The sequence below is a fragment of the Sphingomonas sp. Leaf257 genome, assembly GCF_001422185.1.
In the GTDB taxonomy this organism is placed as follows: domain Bacteria; phylum Pseudomonadota; class Alphaproteobacteria; order Sphingomonadales; family Sphingomonadaceae; genus Sphingomonas; species Sphingomonas yabuuchiae.
This window is the reverse complement of sequence record NZ_LMMH01000034.1, coordinates 359878-377224: the sequence shown is the minus strand read 5'-3', so window position 1 is coordinate 377224 and position 17347 is coordinate 359878. Positions and strand designations below refer to the sequence as shown.

Sequence of the window (17347 nt, the reverse complement as noted above, 5' to 3'; positions counted from 1 at the left end):
GACCAACGGTTCGGGGCGGACAGAAAAGGGGCCTGACAGGCAGTGATACAGGCTATCGCCTTCTATATTTTCGCGACCGTGGTGATCGTGTCCGCTGGGCTCACGATCGCGTCGCGCAATCCGGTGCACTCGGTCATGTGGCTGATCCTGGCGTTTTTCAACGCCGCGGGCCTCATGGTGCTGTGCGGGGCCGAGTTCATCGCGATGCTGCTCGTCATCGTCTATGTGGGCGCGGTCGCGGTCTTGTTCCTCTTCGTCGTCATGATGCTCGATATCGAGGTCGCGGCGATGCGGGCGGGCTTTGCGCGCTATCTGCCGCTGGGCCTGGCACTCGCCGTCGCCCTGCTGGCCGAGGTCATCATCGCGTTCCAGGCGTGGAGCGTCGGCGGCGTGCAGCTGGCGGCCCGTGCCGCCCCGATCGCGCCGGAAGTGTCCAACATCCAGGCGATCGGCAACCTGCTGTACACGCGCTATCTGTTCATCTTCGAGGGTGCGGGCCTGGTCCTGCTCGTCGCGATGATTGGCGCGATCGTGCTCACGCATCGCAAGCGGGGCGGCGTCCGTCCGCAAAACATCGCCAAGCAGAATGCGCGTCAGCCGCATGAGGCGATCCGCAACATCAATCAGCCCATCGGGCAGGGGGTGGAACTGTGACGATCGGTCTCGTCCATTATCTGGTCGTTGCAGCGATCCTGTTCACCATGGGGGTGCTGGGTATCTTCCTCAATCGGAAGAACCTGATCGTCATCCTCATGGCGATCGAGCTCATCCTGCTCGCCGTGAACCTGAACCTCGTCGCCTTCTCGGCCGCGCTTCAGGATCTCGTGGGGCAGGTCTTCGCCATGTTCGTGCTGACCGTGGCCGCCGGTGAATCGGCGATCGGTCTGGCGATCCTGGTCATCTATTTCCGTGGCCGCGGCACCATCGCGGTCGACGACGTCAACCGGATGAAGGGGTAATCGGGTTGATCCTCGCTATCGTCTTCCTGCCGTTGCTGGCCGCCGCCATTGCGGGGTTCGGCAACAAGGCCATCGGGAACGTGCCCGCCAAGGTCGTCACGACCGGCGCGCTGTTCATCTCCTGTGCCCTCTCATGGCCGATCTTCATCGGCTATCTGTCGGGCGCCAATGTCGCGACCGTCACGCCGGTGCTCCACTGGATCACCAGCGGCACCATGTCGGTCGACTGGGCGCTGCGCGTCGACTCGCTGACCGCGATCATGCTGGTGGTCATCACCAGCGTCTCGGCGCTCGTCCACCTCTATAGCTGGGGCTATATGAGCGAGGAGCCGGATCAGCCGCGCTTCTTCGCCTATCTCTGCCTCTTCACCTTCGCGATGCTGATGCTCGTGACGGCGGACAATCTGGTCCAGATGTTCTTCGGCTGGGAAGGCGTGGGTCTCGCCTCCTACCTGCTGATCGGCTTCTGGTTCCGTAAGCCCTCGGCCAATGCGGCCGCGATCAAGGCGTTCGTCGTCAACCGCGTCGGCGACCTCGGCTTCATGCTCGGCATCTTCGGCACCTTCCTGGTGTTCGGGACCGTCTCGATCCCGGCGATCCTGGCGGCGGCCCCCGGCATGGCGGGCTCGACCATCGGCTTCCTGGGCTATCGGTTCGACACGATGACCGTGCTCTGCCTGCTGCTGTTCGTCGGCGCGATGGGCAAGTCGGCGCAGCTCGGGCTCCACACCTGGCTGCCGGACGCGATGGAAGGCCCGACCCCGGTGTCGGCGCTGATCCATGCGGCGACCATGGTGACTGCTGGCGTGTTCATGGTGTGCCGCCTGTCGCCGATGTTCGAAACCTCGCCGACCGCTCTGGGTGTCATCACCGTGATCGGGGCCTGCACCTGCTTCTTCGCCGCGACCGTCGGCACGGTGCAGACCGACATCAAGCGCGTCATCGCCTATTCGACCTGCTCGCAGCTCGGTTACATGTTCTTTGCCGCGGGTGTCGGCGCCTATGGCGCGGCGATGTTCCACCTGTTCACGCACGCCTTCTTCAAAGCGCTGCTGTTCCTGGGCGCGGGCTCGGTCATCCATGCGATGCACCATGAGCAGGACATGCGTTATTACGGCGGTCTGCGTCGCCACATCCCGCTCACCTTCTGGGCGATGATGATGGGTACGCTGGCGATCACCGGCGTCGGTATCCCGGCCCTGTTCGGCAATCCGATGGCGTTCGGTTTCGCGGGCTTCCACTCGAAGGACGCGATCATCGAAGTCGCCTATGCCGGTGGTTCGGGGTTCGCCTTCTGGGCGGGCGTGATCGCCGCGCTGCTGACCAGCTTCTATTCGTGGCGCCTGATGTTCCTGACCTTCTGGGGCAAGCCGCGCTGGACCGGGTCGGAGCATATCCAGCACGCGATCCATGACGCGCATGGCCATGACGACCATGCCCATGGGCACGCTCACGATGCGCATCATAACGACGCGCATTCGGAAGATGCCGGTCACGAGCCGCATACGCATGACGCGGGCCACACCGATGTGCCGGAAGGCACGGGGGGCTATCACCCGCATGAGAGCCCGTTGGTCATGCTGATCCCGCTGATCGTCCTGTCGATCGGCGCGATCGCGGCGGGCTTCGTCTTCCATGGCTGGTTCATCGAGCCGGAAGCGGGCGAGAGCTATTGGAAGGGGGCGATCGCCTTCAACGAGCATCTGATGCATTCGATGCACGGCGTGCCGGTGTGGGTGAAGCTGTCGGCGACGGTGGTGATGCTGCTCGGTCTGCTGACCGCGTATCTGACCTATATCCGTGCACCGGAGTTCCCGGCCAAGTTCGCGGACCAGTTCCGCATCCTGTACCGCTTCCTCCTCAACAAATGGTATTTTGACGAGATCTACCATTTCCTCTTCGTGCGCCCCGCCTTCGCGATCGGCCGGTTGCTGTGGCACCGTGGCGACGAGAAGACGATCGACCGCTTCGGCCCCAATGGTGTCGCCTGGCTCGTCCAGCTCGGCAGCAAGGGTGCGGCGCGCTTCCAGACGGGATACCTCTACAGCTATGCCTTCGTCATGTTGATCGGCCTGACCGCGGCCGTCACCTGGGCCATTTTGGGTTGATCGCGTGATGCAGGGCTTCCCGATCCTCTCCGTCATGCTGGCGGTCCCGGCCATTGCCGCGATCGCCTGCCTTTTCCTCTCCGCAAACGGTGCGCGCATGCTGGCGCTTGCCGCCACGCTGATCGACTTCGCCCTGGGCATCGTGCTCTGGACGCAGTTCGATGTGGGCGGCGCCCAGTGGCAGTTCGTCGAACATGCCCCGGGCATCTTTGGTCCGTTCGGCTGGTCGCTCGGCATCGACGGCTTCGCGCTGCTGCTGATCATGCTCAGCGTGTTCCTGATGCCGATCTGCATCGGCGCCAGCTGGCGCGCGATCGACAAGCGGGTCCCGGAATATATGGGCCTGTTCCTGTTCACCGAAGTGCTGATGATCGGCACTTTCGCGGCGCAGGACCTGTTCCTCTTCTACGTCTTCTTCGAAGCCGGTCTGATCCCGATGTATCTGATCATTGGTATCTGGGGCGGGGCGAACCGCATATACGCGTCGTACAAATTCTTCCTGTACACGCTGCTCGGCTCGCTCCTCATGTTCGTCGCGATGCTCTATATGGCGCGCACGGCGGGCACGACCTCGATCCCGGCGCTGCTGGCTTATGACTTCCCGGCCTCGGTCCAGACCTGGTTGTGGATCGCTTTCTTCGCCTCGTTCGCGGTCAAGATGCCAATGTGGCCGGTCCACACCTGGCTTCCCGATGCGCACGTCCAGGCGCCGACGGCGGGTTCGGTCATCCTGGCGGGCGTTTTGCTGAAGCTGGGCGGCTATGGCTTCCTGCGCTTCCTGCTGCCGATGTTCCCGGAGGCGAGTGGGCAGCTGACCTGGCTGATCTTCGCACTCTCGGCGGTGGCGGTGATCTATGCCTCGCTTGTCGCGCTCGTGCAGTCCGACATGAAGAAGCTGATCGCCTATTCGTCGGTCGCGCACATGGCGATCGTGACCATCGGCCTTTATGCCTTCAACCAGCAGGGCATCGAGGGCGCGATGATCATGATGCTCAGTCACGGTCTGGTGTCGGGCGCGCTCTTCCTGTGCGTCGGCGTCATCTATGACCGGCTGCATACCCGTGAGATCGCGCGCTACGGCGGGCTGTCGATCAACATGCCCAAATACGCCGTGCTGTTCCTGTTCTTCACCATGGCGTCGATCGGTCTGCCGGGCACAAGCGGCTTCGTCGCCGAGTTCCTGTCGCTGATGGGCACCTATCAGGTGTCGACTTGGACCGCGCTGCTCTGCACGACCGGCATCATCCTGGGTGCGGCCTATATGCTCTACCTCTACCGGCGGGTCGCTTACGGCGAGATCAAGTCGGATGAAGTGGCGGCGATGCCGGACCTGACGAGCCGTGAGCTGTGGCTGCTGGCGCCGATCGCGGCGGTGACGCTGTGGATGGGTGTCTATCCCGAGAGCTTCCTGGCGCCGATGCGCAAGGACGTCACGGTCCTGTTGCAGCGGATCGACCGGGCCAATCCGGGTTCGGACAGCCGTCCGACCGCCGGTAACCCTGCGCTCGCCACCACCCATGCCCCTGAGCACCAAGCTGCGCACGGGGAGGCGCACTGATGAGCTATTCGTTGAACCTTTTGATGGTCCTGCCCGAGCTGGTGCTGACCCTCGGCGCGATCGCGCTGATGCTCGTCGCCGCCTGGGGCGGGACGAACGCCACGCGCGGCATCTCGATCGCGGCGGTGTTCGTGCTGGCCGGCGCGATGGTCGCGCTGGCCGGTCCGTCGACCACAGGCGGTCTCGCCTTTGGCGGTCTGTACCGCGCCGACGCCTTTGCCGGTTTCGCCAAGGTCCTGATCTATCTGGCGACTGCGGTGGCGATCATCATGGCGCCGCGCTTCTTCGCCCGCTCGCCGGGTGAGGATCTGCGTCCCGAATATCCGATCCTCATGCTGCTCTCCTCGGTCGGCATGGGCATGATGGTGTCGGCGGGCGACCTGCTGACCCTCTATGTCGGTCTCGAACTGCAGAGCCTGTCGGCCTATGTGCTGGCGAGCTTCATGCGTCGCGACGGTCGTTCGGCCGAAGCGGGTCTGAAGTATTTCGTCCTCGGCGCGCTCGCCTCGGGCATCCTGCTTTACGGTATCTCGCTGGTCTACGGCTTCTCGGGTTCGACCGACTTTGCCCAGATCGCCCTGGCCTATGGTCGCGATGCCGCTGCTGGTACGCGTTCGCTGGGCCTGATGTTCGGCCTCGTGTTCGTGTTCGCCGGGCTGGCGTTCAAGATGTCGGCGGTGCCGTTCCACATGTGGACGCCGGACGTCTATGAAGGCGCGCCGACCCCGGTGACGGCCTTCTTCGCCTCCGCCCCCAAGGTCGCGGCGATGGCGCTGGCGGTTCGTGTCGCCGTCGAGGCGATGGGCTCGGCCGCGCAGCAGTGGCAGCAGATCGTGACCTTCGCGGCGCTCGCGTCGATCATCCTCGGCGCGGTCGCGGCCATCGGGCAGACCAACATCAAGCGGCTGCTCGCTTACTCGTCGATCAACAATGTCGGCTTTGCCCTCATCGGTCTGGCGGCAGGTACGGCACAGGGCGTCGCGGCGGTGCTGACCTATCTGACCATCTACGTCATCATGACGCTGGGTGCGTTCCTGATCGTCATCCGCATGCGCGACGAGGACGGCAATCCGCTCGAGTCGATCGCCAGCCTGTCGGGCCTGTCGCGCACGCGTCCGGCACTGGCCTGGGCGATGGCCTTCTTCATGTTCTCGGTTGCGGGCATTCCGCCGCTGCTCGGCTTCTATGCCAAGTTCGCGGTGTTCAATGCGGCGGTCGCGGCGGGACTGTTCCCGCTGGCGGTGATCGGTGTCGTCGCCTCGGTGATCGGTGCCTATTACTACCTGCGCATCATCAAGACGATGTTCTTCGATGAGCCCGTCGGTGCCTGGGCCAATGGCGATGTTCAGCCCGTCGAGAACGGCCTGATCGCACTGTCGGCGCTGTTCGTCTCGCCGGTCGGCTATCTGGCGATCCCGCTGCTGGGCGCTTGGTCGCTGGCAGCCGCTCGGGCGCTGTTCTGAGCCGATTGCTGCACGTCCCGGAAACGGGATCGACCAATGCCGATCTTCGCCAGCTTGCCGAGGCGGGCGGCGAAGATGGCAATTGGGACGGCCTTTGGCTCCGCGCCGACCGCCAGACGGCGGGGCGCGGACGCCAGGGGCGGGAATGGTCCTCGCCTTTCGGAAATTATTATGGATCGACGCTGGTCCGCCTGCGCCCCGGTGATCCCATGGCGGCGACGCTGGCGCTGGTTGCCGCCGTGGCGATCGAGGATGCGGTTCGACCCTGTCTCCCCGATATCGGCGAACGCCTTGCGCTGAAATGGCCGAACGATCTGTTGATCGACGGTGCCAAATTGTCGGGCATCTTGTTGGAGCGTACGGGTGATGCGGTCGTCATCGGCATGGGGATCAACCTGGCGTCGGCCCCGGACCTATCCGACCGCGCCACGACCGCGCTTGGCGATCATGGCGTCACTGTCTCGCCCCAGACGATGCAGGCGCTGCTCGCCGATGCGATGACCCGCTGGGTCGCGATCTGGCGTGAACAGGGGCTGTCGCCGATTATCGGGCGCTGGGAAGCCAGGGCGCATCCACGCGGCACCGCACTGACCGCCAAACTACCGGACGGACAGGCGCTGACCGGAAGCTTTGACGGCTTGGCGAGCGACGGCGCGCTCAGGCTCGGCTTGGCGGACGGCTCCGGCCATGTCATCCATGCCGGCGATATCTTCCTGATCTGAAGGACCCCCATGCTGCTTGCGATCGATGCCGGGAACACGAACGTGGTCTTTGCGCTGCTCGAAGGGCGGACGATTAAGGGGCGCTGGCGAATCGCGACCGATCCGCGCCGCACCGGCGACGAATATGCGGTATGGCTCAGCCAGTTGCTGGCGCTCGAAGGCTATGCGCGCGAGGATGTGACCGGCGTCATCATCGCCACCGTCGTGCCGCGCGCGCTCCACAATCTTCAGGTACTGGCCCAGAAATATTTCAAGGTCGAGCCGCTGATCGCAGGCCGCCCGCCGGTGGAATGGGGGATCGCGATCGACGTCGACGAACCCGCCTCGCTGGGCGCGGACCGCGCGGTCAACACGATCGCGGCACATGAGCTTTATCCAGGCGACCTGATCACCATCGATTTCGGCACGGCGACGACCTTCGACATCAGCGACTATCAGGGGGCGTATAAGGGCGGGATCATCGCACCCGGCATCAACCTGTCGCTCGACGCGCTGGTGACCGCTGCGGCCAAGCTGCCGCGCATCGCCATCGAGGCACCGGAAAGCCGCAGCGTGATCGGCCGCAACACGGTCGACCAGATGCATATCGGTATCTTCTGGGGCTATGTCGCCATGATCGAGGGGCTGGTGGCGCGGCTGAAGGCCGAGGTCGGGCGGCCGGTCAAGGTGCTGGCAACCGGCGGACTGGCGGCGCTTTTGTCGCCACATACCGATGTTTTCGATCATATCGAGCCCGACCTGACCATTCAGGGGCTGGCGATCCTGTGGGAACGCGCCCATATCACATGACGAGTTTCGGACCAGGCAGCCCGCGAGATACCGCTGGGCGCCGGGGTCCGCGAAGAAATGACCGCGCCCTGACCGGCGCACCCCCATCGCCCCGAACCCGCTTTCAGCGGGGTGGGCGTCCATTGTCAGGAAGTGAATGACTCCCAAGAAAGAATTGCTGTTCTGCGCGCTCGGTGGATCGGGCGAAATCGGCATGAACGTGAACCTGTACGGCACCGAAGGTAAGTGGGTGATGGTCGATTGCGGCATCACCTTTGCCGATCCGGCCTATCCCGGCATCGACGTGATCCTGCCCGATCTGAGCTTCATCGAGGATCGGCTGGACGATCTGGTCGGCATCGTGCTGACCCATGGTCATGAGGACCATATTGGCGCGCTGCCTTATCTGGCCGAGGATCTGGGCGTGCCGATCTATGCCACCGCCTTCACCGCCGGGCTTGTGCGTGGCAAGCTGGAGGAAGAGGGCAGCGCGAACCGCGTCAAGCTGCGCGTCATGGAGACGGGCAAGACGTTCGAGGTCGGCCCGTTCGACTTCACCTTCGTGCCGCTGTCGCACTCGATCCCCGAAGCCAATGCGCTGCTGATCGAAACGGCGGTCGGCCGGGTGTTCCACACCGGCGACTGGAAGCTCGACCAGACCCCCGTCATCGGCAAGCCCGCCAGCCCGGCGCAGCTGTCGTCGATCGGCGACATGGGCGTCGACGTGCTGGTGTGCGACTCCACCAACGCCTTCAACACCGAAGCTTCGGGCTCGGAAGCCAGCGTCCGCCCCGGCATCGCCGAGACGGTGGCCAAGGCCAAGGGGCGCGTGGTCGTCACCACTTTCGCCTCCAACGCTGCGCGTCTGGTGACGCTGGGTGAGGTCGCCAAGGAGACGGGGCGCAAGCTGTGCGTCACCGGCCGCTCGCTCGACCGGATACTGAAGGTCGGCCGCGCCTGTGGCTATTTCAAGGGCTTCCCCGAGGTCGTCGATCCCGAGACGGCGATGCGCCTGCCCAAGGACCGCGTGCTGATCGTCGCGACCGGCGGGCAGGGCGAGCCGCGCGCGGCGCTGTCGCGTATCGCCGAGGGCAGCCATACGATCCGGCTCGACACTGGCGACACTGTCATCTTCTCGGCGCGTCAGATTCCGGGCAACGAGACGGCAGTCGGCCGTATCCAGAACATCCTGGCGGGCAAGGGCGTCCGCATGGTTACCGAGCGTCAGGCGCATGTTCATGTGTCGGGCCATCCGGGCCAGCCCGAACTGGCACAGATGTACAAGTGGCTGCGCCCCCGAACGCTGATGCCGGTCCACGGCGAGATGCGGCACATGATGGAGCATGCCCGTTTTGCGACGACGCAGGGCGTGCCGCAGACCATCGTCCAGTCGGACGGCGACATGGTCCGCCTGCTGCCCGGCAACGCCACCAAGATCGGCAATGTGCCGGTCGGTCGACTGGTGCTGGACGGCGACGTCATCCTGCCGTCGGACGGCTCGACGATGAACGAGCGGCGCAAGCTGGCGATCAACGGCCAGATCTCGGTCGGCGTCGCGGTCGCCAAGGGGCGGCTGGTCGGCAGCCCGCAGATCCGCGTACAGGGTGTGCCCGTCGAGGACGAGCGTGACGCCTTCATCGCCGAGGCGGTGGCGGCGGCGGCCAAGGCGGTCGACGGCCCGCGCCGGGCGACCGACAAGCTGCGCGAGGATATTCGCCTGTCGGTGCGCAAGGTCGCGACGCGCTGGACCGGCAAGAAGCCGATCGTCGATGTCCTGCTGATCGAGGGCTAAGACCATGCACTGGACGTCGGCCCTCGCGATCTACGTCCTGTTCTGGTTCCTCGCCGTGTTCCTGGTCCTGCCCTTCGGGGTCAGGACCACGCACGAGGCGGGGGGCGAGCATATTCCCGGCACCGCCGAGAGCGCGCCGCATGTCTTCCTGATCGGGCGCTTCTTCCTGCGCACGACGATCGTGGCGACGGTGATGTTCGTCCTGTTCTATCTGAATTATGTCTATGGCTGGATCACCGCCGACATGCTCGACTGGAGCGGGGTGAGCCGGGGCGTCTGACATGGCGCGTGCGTCCCGCCTGTTCGACCTGCTCCATCTGCTCCACCGCCAGGGCGGCGTCGTGTCCGGGCGGCATCTGGCCGAGCAGCTCGGCATTTCGCTGCGTACGCTGTACCGCGATATCGCGACGCTCCAGGCGATGGGCGCGGATGTCGAGGGCGGGGCGGGGGTAGGCTATCGCTTGAAGCCCGGCTTCATGCTGCCGCCGATGAGTTTCCCCGTCGAGGAGGTCGAGGCGCTGGTCCTCGGGGCTCGCTGGGTCGCCGAACGGGCGGACCCGGCAATGGGGCAGGCCGCGCGCAGTGCTGCGGCGCGGATCATGCGCGCGATGACCCCCGAACAGGCCGAGGCGATGCGCGATACGGCGCTGTTCATCGGCCCGAGGTCGGAAGTCTATGAGGGGGAGGTCGATCCGGCACCCTTGCGAGCAGCGATCCGAACCGAGCGGCGTTTGTCGCTGGTCTACCGCGACGCGCAGGGTGAAGCGTCGGAGCGGACCATCTGGCCGTTCGCGATCGCGCTGTTCGACCGGGCCGATGTGCTGCTCGGCTGGTGCGAGCTGCGCGGCGATTATCGTACCTTCCGTATCGATCGCATCGTCACCGCGCGCCCCCTCCTGGAGCGGTATCCGCGTCGCCGCGCCGTACTGCTGCGCGAATGGCGCGAAGCGGCGGGCATTCCACAGGAGCGCTTCCTGCTGACGGAAACTGACGCGGGCGTCGGATAGGCGGACCTCCTCTCGAACGAAGGAGCTTTGCCATGACCTGCCCGACGACCACCATCCTGCTGCACATCGCCGATATGCGCGTCAGCACCGACTTTTATCGCGGGGTGTTGCAGCGCGACCCGGTCGATGCAGGTGACGCCTTTACCCTGTTCGCCCTCGACTCGGGTACGACGCTGGGCCTGTGGCGTCGCGACGTGATCGATCCCCCAGCCGAGGGGACGTCGGGTGTCATCGAGCTGGGGTTCCGGCGGGACCATGACGGCGTGGATGCGTGTCATGCGGATTGGCTGGCCAAGGGAGTGACGATGCTGACGCCGCCCAATGATCGTCCGTTCGGGCGGAGCTTCGTGGCACTGGATCCCGATGGCCACCGGTTGCGGGTCTATGCGCTGAACGGTTGAGGGGCGTAGCCCCCGACCTCGCTCAAACTGAATGGCGGTTGGAGCAAGGCTCGACCGCCATTTTTCGACCTCCGTTAACGCAGCCGCTCGATGGCCTGGGCAAGTGCGACATAGAGCTTGCCCATATCCGACGACAGCAACGTGACGCCCAACGGTGATCCGTCACGCTGCGCCAGCACGCCGCGCAGCATCGCCTCAAAGTCATGGATATAGCGGTTCACATGGTCGCGGAACTTGGGATCCTCGTCATACAGATCGGCGATGCCCCGCGCCTGATGCGAGTCGAGAATCCGCACCGCACGCCGGGTGAAGACGCCGCGATCGCCCTTCAGATAGGCCGCCCAGGCGCTGTCGGTAACTTCGGGGGCATAGATTTTGGCGATGTCGATCGACGCCGAATTGAGCGATTCGACCAGCAGCGAGGCGCGGCGGGCGAAATTGTCGCGATCGGCTTCCTCGCGCTCGGTCCGGGCCTCTTCGATCCGCGATTCGACGATGGTCGTCTTCTCGACGATCATGTCGGCCTGCCGTGCCAGCCGCTCGGTCGCACGCGTCGCGGCCTCGACCGCGTTCTGGGTGGCATCGACGATGGCATGAACCTGCCGCTCGACGGTGTCGCCGGTCGCGCGCCGCATCGCCTCGGCACTGGCGATTTCCAGTGCGCTGGCGGCTTGGGGAATGACGTCGGCCAGCGTCTCGCGCGCCTTTTCGGCGGCCGTCGCAGCGGTCTCGCGGACGCGCAGCAACGCATCGACCAGCTTGGGTGCGGCCTCGTCGGCGAACTGGTGCGAGCGTTCGATCGTCTCCTCGACCATCATGCCCAGCGCATCGGCCTTGGCCCGCCCGGTCGACAGGGTTTCGAGCAGCGAGCCCGACAGCGTCTCCAGCGTCTGGCGCTGTTCGGCGATGACGTCGGCGATAGCTTCGATCGCCTCATGCGTGCTCTCGGCCGCGGCGACTAGCGCGAGCAGTTCGGGCTTGGTCTCGACGACGACCTCATGGCTGGCATGCATCCGCTGGTCGAGCCGCCCCAGCGCCTCGGGCAGCGTCTCGTCGATCTCGCGCGCGGCGGCATCGAGCGCGATCAGCAGCGTCTCGGTCGTGCCGATGACGCGGTTGGCCATGGTCTCGCCCGCCTCCAGCGCGCCGGTCATCGCATCCGCCGATCCGCCCAAGGCGCTGATCGAAGCGGCGAGCATCTGCGACTTTTCGGTGCCTTGAGTGTGAAGCACCGCGATGCGCGTCTCGACCCGCTCCAGTTCGGTGTCGAGCGTGTCGATCATCGTCTCGCCCGCGATCCGCTGTGCCTCCAGTTCGGCGGTCAGGCGGGCGACGGCGCCGTCCACCGTCGTCAGCCGTTCGGCCAGCGCATCGGCACTGTCGCGCGCCGCCCCGTCTAGCGCCGCCTGGTTCGCCGCGATCATCGCCAGCATCTCCTCGCCCTGGGCCGCGAAGCCCAGGCGCGACTGGTCGATGGCCTGCGCCGTCCGGTCGAGCAGCGCGTCGATCGTGGTGGCGAGGTTGCCGGTGACGGTTTCCAGATGCACCCCGGCGACGCGGCTGGTTTCCTCCATCTGTTCGATGTGGGTGGCCAGGCGAAGCGCCGCACCGCTGGCAATGGTGTCCGCATCCTGCCCGCGCCGACCGAGCGCGACGAACTGGGCGTCCAGCTCCATCGCATGGATTTGCGCCGAGCGCGCCGCCTCCGCCATCCGGTCGGATGCCTCGCCGATCTCCTCCGCAGCGCGGGGCAGGGCTTCGAGCAGCTGGGTCATGCTCGACTGGCTGGTCACGGCGATATCGGCAAGCGTGCGGCCATGCGCCTCGACCATCTGGATATCGTCGGTCAGGTCACGCGCGATCGTCCTGAAGCGCGTCTCGGCGGCCTGCGCCATTTCGGACAGGGCGATCGCCTGGGCCGACAACTCGAAGCGGTTGGCGGACAGCGCCTGTCCGATCGCGCCGACCGCGCGTTCCAGCGCCGCCGCTTCCTCGCGCATGTCGCGCGCGGTCAGCGCGAAGCGGCGCTGCTCGGCACGACTACTGCGCTGGCCGACCAGCCACAGGACCGCGATCAGCATCGGTCCGGCCAGCGCGAGCGTCCCCAGCGGGGCCAGCGTCGTGGGTGACAGCATCGGGCTGGCCGAGATGCCCCAGAACAGAATGGCCGCCGCCCACAGGACCGAAACCAGAATCGCGACGATCAATGGCCAGCGCGCAGGCGAGGGCTCCTCCTGCTCGCCCCGCGTGGTGCCTTCGTCCAGCCAGATGCCGAAGGACGGGGGATCGGCGGCGGGCGGGGCGGACGGGGCTTCTTCGGCCGGGGACTGGACGGTATAGTCGTGCATATCCGCCTCTGCGTTCGGCATGTCCGACCTGTCCTGACGCTCTGCGCGCATATCGACGATCATCTGGGCCCCCGTGTCACAATGGGCCGGTTTATCACGTTTGCCGATGGCAGAAAGCGAATTGCGCTATTCCGTGCAACCCCCGTTCGGGTTTAAGTGAGGGCAATGACCTACGAGCACGGAACGATCGATTCTGCCCTGGCGGCGGTGGCGGGTGATGAACCGGCCGTGATCCAGGAATTGCGCCGCGCCTTTGTCGAGGGCGTGACCCGTGCGATGGAGGCCATGCATATGGCCGAGGACGTCGGCGAATGGCGCGAGGCGGCCTTGCGGCTGAAGGGGCTGGCGGCCAGCGTCAACGCTTTGCCGCTGATGACCCTGGCGGCGCAGGCGGCGGAACTGGAAAGCCCGGACCCGCAGTTGCTCGACCGGATTGGGGATCAGGTCGCGCGCCTTTGACGCGTCACCGGGTCAGGGCTGGCAAGGCGCGTCTCTAGCGCCTAACAGCACGCGATGCTTTCCGGTCTTCTCTTTGCGATTGACGACGCCGACGACCGCCCCGGTCGGCTGACGGCCACCCTGCCGTTTGCGGGTGTTACCCTGATCGAATATCAGGCGCGCCTGCTGATCGCGGCGGGGGCCGCGCAGATCATCATCGTCGTCGCGCGCCTGACCCCGGAACTGCTCGGCGCGATCGCCCGAATCGCCCAGCGCGGGGTGGTGGTCGACACGGTGCGCAGCGCGGTCGAGGCGTCGGAGAAGCTCCACCCCCTGTCGCGACTGCTCGTACTGGCTGATGGTCTGATCACCACCGAGGATACGATCGCGCTGGTCCTGCGCGATGCCGGACAGGACGCGCTGATCGTGCTGCCCGAGGCGGAGGCCGAAGCCGGACTGGAGCGGGTCGGCGGGCAGATGGCCTGGGCGGGCGTCGCGCGGCTCGATCCGCGCCGGGTCGCCGAAGTGGCGGCGCTGCCCCGCGATTACGACCTGCAATCGACGCTGCTGCGGCTCGCGGCCCAGGCGCGGGCGACGCATATCCTGCTGCCCGCCGATGCGGAAAAGGCGGGTCATGGCATCGTCCACCATGCCGAGGCGCTGGATGTGCGGGGACGGGCGGTCGTCGCGCGGCTGGTCTCGGGACGGCGGAGCTGGTTCGATCGTTACATTCTGGCGCCTATCGCACGCCTCGCGCTGCCGCGCCTGGTCGAGCGTTCGGTCCCTGCGCATGTCGCGGGCGGGGCAGGGGCCGGGCTGGGGCTGCTCGGACTGGTTCTGATCCTGTCCGGCCTGCCGGCTTTCGGCTTGCTGATCGCCATTGCCGGAACGCTGGGGCTGGGCCTTGGCGAGACGCTGGCGGGGTTGCGCGACGAACAGGGCGCGGCACGCGCCGGGTCGGCGGCCATCGCGGCGCTGTCCGGGCTCGCCGTGGCGGCGCTCGGGTGGCAGGATTTCCGTCTGTCGGGCGAGGACATCGCGCCGGTCCTGGCGTTGATGCTGATCATTCTTGGTATTTTGGCGGAGCGGGCGGGGCTGTATCGCTTTCGGCGGCGCTGGTGGGCCAGCCCGCCCGCCTATCTGCTGGTCCTTTTCCCCGCCGCGCTGGTCGGCATCGTACCCTGGGGCCTGGCGCTCGCGAGTATTTATGCGATCGTCACTTTAACGTCCGCAATCGAGACATTGCGCGCCCAAGTTTAGTGTCGCTTTAACATCAAAGGGGTTAGCGATGCCCCATGGCGGTCGAACCGGACCCACATCACGCCTCCTCATGGCACGCCACGCGGCTGTCCGACCGCGTCACGGCGGCGCGCGCGCGCGCGGCGGGACGGCGGCGGGGTGCGGTGCTGGACCTGCGGCTGGATGCCGAATCGCGCCTGACCGATCAGGTCCGGTTCGAGGTGACGGCGCGGCTGCACCACCTGGTCGAGACGATCGCGCACGATCTGCTGCAACAGGCCGATCGGGACATGCCGGAGGGCGGTGGGCAGCCCCAGCAGCAAGAGGTCTTGCGGCTGCTCTATCGTGCGGATGCGCTGGCCGACCCGGCGCTGGTCGACGAACTGGTCGCGCAGGTCCGGCAGGGCCTGATCGCCCGTGCACTGCCCATCGAGAGCATGGCGGGTGATGCGCCGAGCTTGCTGGTCCGCCTGACCGAGGCCCCCGACCGGATCGTGGCCGCCGCCGCGCGCGCGGTGCTGCTGGCCGAGGGGCGTTCGCGCGAAGGCGATGAGGCGGTGGGCCTGCCGACACGGCTGCACGACCGGCTGGTCTGGACCGTGGCGGCGGCCCTGCGCAAGGGTGACGATCCGACCTGGGACCGGGCGCTGGCGCAGGCCGTCGAGCGGGTCCTGGCGGCGCGCGATGACGGTGACCGGCCGGGCCTGCCCGCGATGCGGCTGGCTGCGGCGATCGACGCGCGACCGGGCGAATTGCCCGACCTGCTGCTCGAAAGTTTGTCCGACCGGCAATTGGGTTTGTTCGTTTCCCTGCTCACCCATGCGCTCGGCATCGAGCATGACATGGTGCGCGAGATCGTGCTGGAGCCCGAAGGCGACCGGCTGTGGCTGGCGCTGCGATCGTTGGACCAGGATCGGCCGGTGATTGCGCGCATCGGGCTGTCTCTGTGCGAGGCGGACGGGCGGCGCGATGTCGATGGTTTTGCCGAGGCGCTGGATGCGATCATGGCCATTCCTGCCGAAGAGGCGCGCCGGGCCATCGCATCGCTTAGCCTGCCCGCGCCGTTTCGAGAGGCGATCGAGCGGCTGGAAGGCTCCGATCGCCGATGAGCGCAATGGACAGCCCGGGCGAATCGATGGTCGCGCGTGCCATTCTGGACGCAGGCGATCACATTCTGTCGGCCGATCCTCCCATCGAACTGCTTCATATGCGTGCGGGGGGAAGCGCCAGCGACTGTCTGGCGGTGGCACCCATCGCAAGGATCGCTCGACTGGCGCGGCGGCTTGGCATTACGGTGTCGCGGCAGGTGATGGTTGCCGATGACGAGGGCGATCTCGACCTGTGGGTACAGGCCCGCCCCGAAACCGGACAAATCCGCCTGAGCGTCAGCGGCTGGCGTGACCGGGACGCGTGGAAGCCGACTGCGACCCCGCCCGATCATGCCGCGATGGGTGCGGACTTTCGCTGGGAAACCGACGCAGCACTTCGTCTGACCTTCGTGTCGCCGGGGGCGGGGATGCGCCATGGCTTCGATGCACAGGCGATGCTGGGGCGGCCGTTGGCGGCGCTCTTCGCTTTCGACTCCGGCACGGCGCTGCTGGACGAGGGCGCGCCGCTCGACGGGCGAGGGGCCCGGTTGCGGCCGACCGATGCACCGGTCCGGCTGTCGGCGGCGATCCGTCATGACGCGACGGGGGGCATCGCCGGGCTGATCGGCGCGACCTATCTGATCGACGAGCCGGGAGAGGGGGCGGACGACCCCTTGCTGCATCCCGGCGCGTCGCCGCTGACCGAGACATTTACGGCTGGGCTCGACCGCGCCCTGCGCACGCCGCTCGCACGGATCGTCGCCAATGCCGACAGCATCGCGGCGCGCAGCGACGGGCCGATCGCCGCCGAATATGCCGAATATGCCAATGACATCGCACACGCCGGGCGGCATCTGATCGGGCTGGTCGACAATCTGGTCGAGCTACAGGCAATTGAACAGCCCGATTTCCGGCTGGCGGCCATGCCGATCGACCTGGCGGATGTCGCCCGCCGCGCCTCTGGCCTGCTGGGCGTGCGCGCGGATGCCGCAAGCGTGACAATCCGTCGTCCCGGCGCGGGCGAGGCGATGCCTGCCATCGGGGACTTCGGCCGGTGTCTCCAGATTTTGATCAACCTGATCGGTAACGCGATCCGGTACACCCCGCGTAGCGGAGAAGTGGTCGTCACGGCCGAGCGTGACGGGGAATGGGCCGTGGTCAGCGTCACCGATCACGGCAAGGGCATCGCACCCGAAGACCAGACCCGCATCTTCGAGAAGTTCGAGCGTGTCGACCCAAGCGAGCCCGGCGGCAACGGCCTGGGTCTCTATATCGCCCGCCGTCTGGCGCGTGCGATGGGCGGCGACCTGTGGGTCGAAAGCGTGCCGGGTGAGGGCGCGACCTTTCACCTTCGCCTCCGGGTGGGCTGAAACTTAAACCTTCTCTCTCCCCTTCGGGGGAGGGGGGGCGCTTTCGCGGGCGACGCGCGAGTGGAAAGGCCCCACCCCAAACCCCT

The 17347-nt window shown here is 66.5% G+C and carries 16 protein-coding genes; 15 read left to right on the top strand and 1 reads right to left on the bottom strand.

The features are described 5' to 3' along the window. Positions 1 to 42 precede the first annotated feature (42 nt). From ASF14_RS17610 to ASF14_RS17560, 11 genes are all read left to right on the top strand, one after another. Complete coding sequence (locus ASF14_RS17610) at positions 43 to 654, top strand: NADH-quinone oxidoreductase subunit J (RefSeq protein WP_007404217.1); 612 nt, start codon at positions 43 to 45, stop codon at positions 652 to 654. Then, a complete protein-coding gene (nuoK, locus tag ASF14_RS17605; protein WP_007404079.1) occupies positions 651 to 959 on the top strand; it encodes an NADH-quinone oxidoreductase subunit NuoK in 309 nt (102 codons plus the stop codon). The genes ASF14_RS17610 and nuoK overlap by 4 nt, the downstream gene beginning before the upstream one ends. Continuing rightward, positions 959 to 3067, top strand: coding sequence for an NADH-quinone oxidoreductase subunit L (gene nuoL / locus ASF14_RS17600; RefSeq protein ID WP_156361289.1), 2109 nt, complete (start codon positions 959 to 961; stop codon positions 3065 to 3067). Before nuoK ends, nuoL begins: the two co-directional genes overlap by 1 nt. A gap of 7 nt (positions 3068 to 3074) precedes the next feature. Then, positions 3075 to 4625 (top strand): NADH-quinone oxidoreductase subunit M, encoded by a 1551-nt coding sequence (locus ASF14_RS17595; protein WP_056438088.1) that lies wholly within the window; start codon positions 3075 to 3077, stop codon positions 4623 to 4625. Continuing rightward, the gene (nuoN, locus tag ASF14_RS17590; RefSeq protein ID WP_056438084.1) at positions 4625 to 6088 is read left to right on the top strand and encodes an NADH-quinone oxidoreductase subunit NuoN; all 1464 of its coding nucleotides are present in this window, start codon (positions 4625 to 4627) and stop codon (positions 6086 to 6088) included. Before ASF14_RS17595 ends, nuoN begins: the two co-directional genes overlap by 1 nt. A gap of 5 nt (positions 6089 to 6093) precedes the next feature. Beyond that, positions 6094 to 6810, top strand: a complete 717-nt coding sequence (locus ASF14_RS17585) for a biotin--[acetyl-CoA-carboxylase] ligase (protein WP_056438081.1) — start codon at positions 6094 to 6096, stop codon at positions 6808 to 6810. Positions 6811 to 6819: 9 nt separating this feature from the next. Further along, a complete protein-coding gene (locus ASF14_RS17580) occupies positions 6820 to 7599 on the top strand; it encodes a type III pantothenate kinase (RefSeq protein ID WP_056438076.1) in 780 nt (259 codons plus the stop codon). Positions 7600 to 7735: 136 nt separating this feature from the next. Further along, complete coding sequence (locus ASF14_RS17575; protein ID WP_056438074.1) at positions 7736 to 9370, top strand: ribonuclease J; 1635 nt, start codon at positions 7736 to 7738, stop codon at positions 9368 to 9370. 4 nt (positions 9371 to 9374) lie between these two features. After that, positions 9375 to 9650: a DUF1467 family protein gene (locus tag ASF14_RS17570; RefSeq protein ID WP_042483165.1), complete on the top strand. Its 276-nt coding sequence runs from the start codon at positions 9375 to 9377 to the stop codon at positions 9648 to 9650. Position 9651: 1 nt separating this feature from the next. Beyond that, positions 9652 to 10377, top strand: coding sequence for a helix-turn-helix transcriptional regulator (locus ASF14_RS17565; RefSeq protein WP_056438071.1), 726 nt, complete (start codon positions 9652 to 9654; stop codon positions 10375 to 10377). Positions 10378 to 10409: 32 nt separating this feature from the next. After that, positions 10410 to 10778, top strand: coding sequence for a VOC family protein (locus ASF14_RS17560; protein ID WP_056438068.1), 369 nt, complete (start codon positions 10410 to 10412; stop codon positions 10776 to 10778). A gap of 74 nt (positions 10779 to 10852) precedes the next feature. On the opposite strand, the gene ASF14_RS17555 is transcribed toward ASF14_RS17560, so the two are convergent. Beyond that, positions 10853 to 13189 (bottom strand): hypothetical protein, encoded by a 2337-nt coding sequence (locus tag ASF14_RS17555; protein ID WP_236697123.1) that lies wholly within the window; start codon positions 13187 to 13189, stop codon positions 10853 to 10855. 102 nt (positions 13190 to 13291) lie between these two features. Between ASF14_RS17555 and ASF14_RS17550 the strand changes: the two genes are divergently transcribed. Genes ASF14_RS17550 through ASF14_RS17535 form a run of 4 tightly spaced genes read left to right on the top strand, consistent with a single transcriptional unit; the run spans position 13292 to position 17261 of the window. After that, complete coding sequence (locus tag ASF14_RS17550) at positions 13292 to 13585, top strand: hypothetical protein (RefSeq protein ID WP_056438064.1); 294 nt, start codon at positions 13292 to 13294, stop codon at positions 13583 to 13585. A gap of 54 nt (positions 13586 to 13639) precedes the next feature. After that, a complete protein-coding gene (locus tag ASF14_RS17545) occupies positions 13640 to 14824 on the top strand; it encodes a hypothetical protein (protein ID WP_056438061.1) in 1185 nt (394 codons plus the stop codon). A gap of 35 nt (positions 14825 to 14859) precedes the next feature. After that, complete coding sequence (locus ASF14_RS17540) at positions 14860 to 15912, top strand: hypothetical protein (RefSeq protein WP_056438058.1); 1053 nt, start codon at positions 14860 to 14862, stop codon at positions 15910 to 15912. Further along, on the top strand, positions 15909 to 17261 hold the full coding sequence (locus ASF14_RS17535) for a sensor histidine kinase (protein ID WP_330218800.1): 1353 nt from the start codon (positions 15909 to 15911) through the stop codon (positions 17259 to 17261). The genes ASF14_RS17540 and ASF14_RS17535 overlap by 4 nt, the downstream gene beginning before the upstream one ends. The last annotated feature ends 86 nt before the right edge of the window (positions 17262 to 17347 follow it).